This is a genomic window from Hyalangium sp. (assembly GCF_035629615.1).
Lineage (GTDB): Bacteria > Myxococcota > Myxococcia > Myxococcales > Myxococcaceae > Hyalangium.
Map to the genome: position 1 here is coordinate 1 of NZ_DASPHO010000203.1, position 6365 is coordinate 6365.

Sequence of the window (6365 nt, forward strand, 5' to 3'; positions counted from 1 at the left end):
GATCATCTGGGCTGCCTTGCTGCCGCCGGAGGGCCCCACGGGAGGGTTCTTCCGAGACCGCAAGCCCATTGAGTGGTAGCCGGGGTGGGGCAGGGCGCCTACAGCAAGGCCGAGGGCTTACCGGCCTGATGCTGGAGGAGCGCGGCGGCCCGGGTGTCGCGCGGCACACCGAAGCGCTGCCGGGAGCACGCGAGGATCTGCCCCGCGTAGAAGCAGTCCGCCAGCCCCGCCGCGCTCCGGCCGTGCAGCACCCACAGGCTGGCCCGCTCGTCCACGAGGTGGGCGAGGATGCGAGCCTGCTCCGGAGCGGCGAACAGGCCGACGACCGACTTCGCATCGAAGCGCGTCAGCGTGTCGAACTCCATGCCGAGCGTGGCCACGCACGCCTCGCGGATGGACTGGAGGCCCACCTCCAGCGAGGCGCTCTCCCTCGCGCGTGAGAAGGCCGAGGTGAATCGGCCGAGCTCTCGGACGGCGTAGAGCGCGAAGGCGTGGCGCAGGTGGGGCATGCGAAGAACAAACTGCCCCAGCGCCGCGAAATCATCCAGCCCCTGCCGCACGAAACGGTGAGGGCCGGCTCCGGCTCAGGAGATGCCCTTGCGCAGCCGGTTCCAGTCGAAGTTGGCCGACGGATCGCTCTTGCGGCCCTTGGGCACCGCCACGTCCTTGTGCCCGACGATGTTGTCCATCGGCACCTTGTACTCCTGCTTCAGGTAGCCGGTGAGCTGCGTGAGCGCCTTCATCTGGGCCTCGGTGTAAGGCGTCTTGCCGCCACCGTCGTTGACGATCTCGATGCCGATGGACCGGCCGTTCACGTCCGTGGGCTTGCCGTGCAGCTCGCCCTTGCCGGCGTGCCAGGCGCGCTTGCTGTCATTCACCAGCTGGTAGATCTTCCCGTCGCGGTCCACCATGTAGTGCGCGGACACCTCGCTCTTGGGGTTGCGCATGTGGGCCAGGTCCCCCGCGCCGTTGTTGGAGGCGGTGTGGTGCAGGACGATGGTGTCGATGTCCTTGCCGCCGCGATCGTTGAAGTTGGGCGACGGCGCGTTGGTGACGGCCGGCTTCTTGAAGACGCCCGGCTTGGGATCAGGCTTGGTCGGCCCGCTCACCTTCCCCAGCTCCTTCTTCAGGGCCGCGTGCGTCATGTCGCCATAGAAGCCGGTGGTGGGCAGCTTGTGGTCCGCCTGGAACTTCTTGACCGCCGCCTCCGTCTTGGGGCCGAACGTGCCGGGGCCCGTGGCCACCTGCGCCGACGTCATGTACTTGAGCTTCACCAGCGCATCCTGGAGCTGCTTGACCTTGGGGCCTTCGTCCCCTTTGCGGATGCCCGCCGGGGGCGCGGTCACGGTGCTGCGAGCGGCGGCTGCAGTGGTGGTGAGGGCAGGGGAGGGAGCGGCGCGGGAGATGGGGCTCATGGGGACCTTAGAATCAGAGACAGGGGAAGAGATGTAGGTAACTTTCCCTCATTGTCGGACTTTGAGGCCCAGAGTTGCGTGCGAAATCTCCGAACTCTCATTTTTTGAGGGAGGGAGTTCTTTTTTAGCATGTTTTACATGAAATTTAGCTCTTGGGTTTCTCACATTCTGGCAAAGTGCGCCTCCCTTTCACTGGAGGTTCGAGCATGCGTCTGTTGGTTCTTGTGGGTCTGGTCGGTCTGCTGAGCGCCTGTGGCGGCGGTGTCGAGGAGGCCGTGCCAGCCTCCGTGGGTTCGGAGGAGACGGGCCAGCTGGGGCCGCCCGAGTCCTGGTGCCGCAGCTACACCACGCAGCAGTACTGCCCGAGGAACATCTGCGCCTGGTACAGCTCTCCGGCTCCTGGCTACTGCAGCCTGCCGACTTATTCCGAGTCCAGCGCGCCGGAGCCTGTGCAGCCGGAGACGACCCAGATGGGGCCGCCCGAGTCCTGGTGCCGCAGCTACACCACGCAGCGGTACTGCCCGTCCGTGTGCACCTGGTACAGCTCCCCGGCTCCTGGCTACTGCAGCGCAGAGAGGCCCGCGAGCTGAGCCTCGTGCGCGGCCAGCTCGAAGCTGGCTCAGGGCGCCGCTCGCCGTGAGGCCAGCCGGTGTTTGAGGCGCTCCTGCACCCCGTGCACGAAGGAATAGAAGGTGGGCAGGACCAGCAGTGTGAAGAGGGTGGACGTCAGCAGGCCACCCACCATCACCACGGCGAGGGGCCGCTCTATCTCCGTGCCGTGCAGCGGGAGCACCAGCAGCGGCAACAGGCCCAGGATGGCGGTCCCCGCGGTCATCAGCTTGGGCCGGACCCGGCCGAGGCTCGCCTCACGGATGGCCTCGGAGAAGGGCTTGCCGCGGGCCAGGAGCTCCTTCGTCTGTGCCACCAGCACCAGGCCATTCTGGACGGCGATCCCGAACAGGCCGATGAGCCCCACGAGGCTGGAGACGTTCCACGTCTCGCCGGCGATGAGCAGCGCGAGGATGCCTCCCACGAAGGCGTCCGGCAGGGTGGCGAGGATGACGAGCGCCTCGCCCAGGGAGTTCAGCGCCAGGTACAGCAGGATGAAGACGGCCAGGACTGCCACGGCGATGGCGAGCGTGAGCGACTGCGCGGCCCGCTCCTGGCTCTCCACCCGGCCCCCCACGTCGAGGAAGTAGCCGGTGGGCAGCTTCAGCCCCGCGGCGAGCTTCTCGCGGACCTCGGCCGCCGTGCTGCCCAGATCCCTGCCGGAGACGCTGGCCTCCACGGCGATGCGCCGGCTGCCCGCCTCGCGGCGGATGCTGCCCGCGCCGAAGGTCTCCTCGATGGTGGCCAGCTGGCTCAGGGGGATGCGGGTCCCGTCATGCCCGTCCACCAGGAGGTTGCGCAGGGCGTTGACGTCACCACGGCGGTGGTCCGCCAGCCGCAGCACCAGGTCATAGCGCCGCTGCCCCTTCCACACCTGTGAGGACTCGACGCCGACCAGGCCCACGCGCACCGCGCGGATGACATCTCCGGGAGTGAGGCCCACGCGAGCCACGGCGGCGCGATTCACGGTGACGCGCAGCTGGGGAAGGCCGCTGAGCTTCTCCACGCGCAGATCCTCGATGCCGCGGACCTTCTCCAAGGTGGAGTGCGCCCGCTGCGCCAGGCTTGCCAGGGTCTCCAGATCGGGGCCGAAGATGCGAACCGAGAGGTCCGCGGGGCTACCGCCCAGGCCCTCGTCGATGCGCATCCCCAGCGGGGTGGTGAAGAGGGCGGACACGCCGGGCACGCGCGCCACCGCCTCGCGCATCTCTGCCTCCAGGGTCTCCAGATCCCTCGCCCTGTCCTTCTTGAGGACGATGAGCACATCCGACAGGGTGTGAGGCATCGGGTCCTCGGTGCGCTCGGCGCGGCCCGTGCGGCGCACGACGTCCTCCACCTCGGGGAACTCGAGCAGCACGTCCTCCACCTGGTGGTTGAGCCGGTCCACCTCCTCGAGCGAGGCCTCCGGAGGCAGCACCGTCTGGAGGAGGAAGGCCCCTTCATCCAGCCGGGGCATGAAGTCGCTGCCCACCGCGAAGGCCAGGCCCAGGGCTGGCACGGTGATGGCGAGCGCCACCAGCCGGACGAGGCCGGCCCTGCGCATGCAAGCGTCCAGCAGTGGCGCGTAGAAGGCCTTCACCTTGCGGATGAGCCACACGTCCTCCGGCCTTCCGGGCTTGTGCGGACGAAGGAAGAGCCCGGAGACGACGGGCACCAGCGTGAGAGACAGCGCCAGCGACGCGGCGAGGCAGGCCACCACGGCCGCCGCGAGGGGCCGGTACATGTGCCCCTCGATCCCCGTCATGGCGAACAGGGGAATGAAGACGGCCACGACGATGAGGGTGGCGAAGGCGATGGGCCGGCCCACCTCCAGCGAGGCGGCCAGTGCCTCCTCGCGGACGGAGCGTCTGCCGGCGCCCTCCCGGAGATCGTGGATGATGTTCTCCGTGACGATGATGGCCGCGTCCACGAGCAGGCCCACGGCGATGGCCAGCCCCCCCAGCGTCATGGTGTTGATGCCGATGCCCAGGGCCTTCAACAGCAGGCCGGCCAGGGCCAGGGACAGGGGCAGGGTGAGCGTGACGATGAGCGCCGCGCGCCAGTCCCCCAGCAGAGCGAAGAGGACGAGCACCACGAGGAAGGAGCCGAGCAGGATGGCCCGGCTGACGCCCCCCAGGGCGGAGTCCACCAGCTCGGACTGATCGTAGACGACGCGCAGGTGCACGCCCTGGGGAAGTCCCTGCTGCACCTCGGCGAGGGCCTCTCTCACGCCTGCTGCCACCCGCATGGTGTCCGCGCCGAACTGCTTGCTGATGCGGCAGCTCACCACCTCGCCTTTCAAGCGGTGGGCGATGCCTCGGCGCACCGCGGGCGCCTCGCGCACGTCGGCCACGTCTCCGAGCAGCACGGGCGTCCCAGCCCTCAGGGCCACCACGGTGCTGCGCAGCTCCTCCACCGTCTCCGTCCGCCCGATGGCCCGCACCGTCCACTCCACGGGGCCCTGCACCACGAAGCCGCCCGAGGCATTGAGGTTGGCGCCCTCCAGGGCATGCTCCACCTCCGCGAGGCTGACTCCTCGGGCCACCATCTGATCCGGATCGAGCAGCACCTGGAACTGCCGCAGGTAGCCCCCCAGGCGCTCCACGCCCGCCACGCCAGGAACGGCGAGCAGCCGGTTCTTCACCTCGAACTCGGCCAGGTCCCGCAGCGTCATCAGATCCGCCGCGCCGGGCTCGGCCTCCAGGGTGAACTCGAACACCTCATTGAGCCGGCCGGTGAGGCTGGAGACGAGCGGCGCGTCCGTGCCAGGCGGCAGCTCGCCCTGGGCCTGGGCCACCCGCTCGGCGACGAACTGGCGGCTGCGGAAGTAGTCCGCCTCGGGCTCGAACTCCACGGTGACCTGGGTGACGCCGAGCTGGGAGTTGGAGCGGATGCGGCGCACCTCGGGCAGGCCCGCCAGCGCCACCTCCATGGGAACGGCGACGGCCGTCTCCAGCTCCTCGGCGCCCATGGCCGGGTTCTGCACGATGACATTGAAGATGGGGGCGGACAGATCCGGGAAGACGTCGCGGCGAAGCCCTTGAAGGGCCACGGCGCCGAAGCTGGAGAGGGCCAGGATCAGCACCACGGTGAGGCCGGGCCGGGAGAAGGACGCCTTGAGGATCCGCTCCACCCCGGAGGGGGGGGCTTCAGTGCTCATGGCCTTCCCCCCCGCCGCTCGACTTCTCGACTTCGGCCTTGAGGAGGAAGGCGCCTTCCACCACCACCTGCTCTCCCTCCTTCAAGCCCGAGAGCACCTCCACCTCGTCACCGAGGGTCCGGCCACGCCCCACCTCTCTGCGTGCGAAGACGCCCTTCTCGCCAGTGGGGAGGAAGGCGACCCAGCCATTCTCGAGCCGCTGAAGCGCCGCAGCCGGGACGGTGATGATGGCAGCGCCGGAGCCTCCGAGGGGAATGGAGGCGGACGCGGACATGCCAGGCCTCAAGAGCCCCTCGCGGTTCTCCAGCTCCAGCCGCACGGGAATGGTGCGCGACGCGGCATCCACCTGCTGACCGACGTGGCCCACCTTCGCGGTGAACGCTTCGCCTGGGAAGGCGGCGAAGGTGACGCGCGCCTCGACACCCCGCTGGATGCGCACCGCATCCCGCTCGAAGGCATGGACGATGAGCCACAAGGAGCTGAGGTTGCCGATGCGGAAGAGCGGCTGCGAGGGGTCTGCCATCTGCCCCAGCCGGGCGTTGCGCTCGATGACGGTGCCCTCGATGGGCGAGCGCAGCAGGAACCCTGGGGCCTCCTGCCCGCCGAGCAGCTCCTCGTTGCCCGAGCCCAGGGCCACAAGCGCCGCCCGGGCCGCGGAGACCTCCGCCTCGGCGGCCGTGGCCTCTGCCTCGGAGGCCTGCACGTCTTTCTGGGCCACGATGCGCTCGGCGGCGAGGGTGCGCTTGCGCTCGGCGGCCTGCCGTGCGGCGGTGGCGCGGGCCTGGGCTGCCTGGAGGGCCGCTCGACCCTTGCCCAGCTCGGGGCTCCGCAGGTCCGCCAGCCGCTGGCCTTCTTTGACTTGCTGCCCGGTGGTGACGGCCACCGAGTGCACCCGTGCGGGGATGGGGGAGGCCACCTCGGCATAGGCATCCTCGCTGAAAGTCAGCTCTCCCAGGACGGTGATGCTCTCACCGCCGGGACGGAGCTCCACGGGGGCGGTGGTGACGCGCAGGTCCCGGAGCATCTCGGGGGCAATCCGGACGGAGGCCTCATCCGCGCCGCCAGCGTGGGTCTCTGCCTCGGCTCCTTCTTCGTGCGCGTGCTTCTCCTCGTGAGGAGGGGACTCACGCTTGCAGCCGGGCAGGGCGAGCAGGGCGAGCAGGAGGGCATGGACGGGCTTCATGGAAGGGCTCCTGTCTCAA

The 6365-nt window shown here is 69.4% G+C and carries 5 protein-coding genes; 1 reads left to right on the forward strand and 4 read right to left on the reverse strand.

The features are described from left to right. Positions 1 to 98: 98 nt before the first annotated feature. Together VD972_RS10385 and VD972_RS10390 are read right to left on the reverse strand one after the other, a co-directional pair. On the reverse strand, positions 99 to 509 hold the full coding sequence (locus VD972_RS10385; RefSeq protein ID WP_324984674.1) for a hypothetical protein: 411 nt from the start codon (positions 507 to 509) through the stop codon (positions 99 to 101). A 75-nt stretch (positions 510 to 584) separates the two neighbouring features. Further along, entirely contained in the window at positions 585 to 1415 is an 831-nt protein-coding gene (locus tag VD972_RS10390; protein ID WP_324984677.1) for a peptidoglycan recognition protein family protein, read from the reverse strand. Positions 1416 to 1621: 206 nt separating this feature from the next. Here VD972_RS10390 and VD972_RS10395 point away from each other — a divergent pair, with 206 nt between their 5' ends. Next, a complete protein-coding gene (locus VD972_RS10395; RefSeq protein WP_324984680.1) occupies positions 1622 to 2005 on the forward strand; it encodes a hypothetical protein in 384 nt (127 codons plus the stop codon). Between the two features lie 29 nt (positions 2006 to 2034). On the opposite strand, the gene VD972_RS10400 is transcribed toward VD972_RS10395, so the two are convergent. Further along, complete coding sequence (locus VD972_RS10400) at positions 2035 to 5163, reverse strand: efflux RND transporter permease subunit (RefSeq protein ID WP_324984683.1); 3129 nt, start codon at positions 5161 to 5163, stop codon at positions 2035 to 2037. Then, positions 5153 to 6346, reverse strand: coding sequence for an efflux RND transporter periplasmic adaptor subunit (locus VD972_RS10405; RefSeq protein WP_324984685.1), 1194 nt, complete (start codon positions 6344 to 6346; stop codon positions 5153 to 5155). Before VD972_RS10405 ends, VD972_RS10400 begins: the two co-directional genes overlap by 11 nt. Between the last annotated feature and the right edge of the window lie 19 nt (positions 6347 to 6365).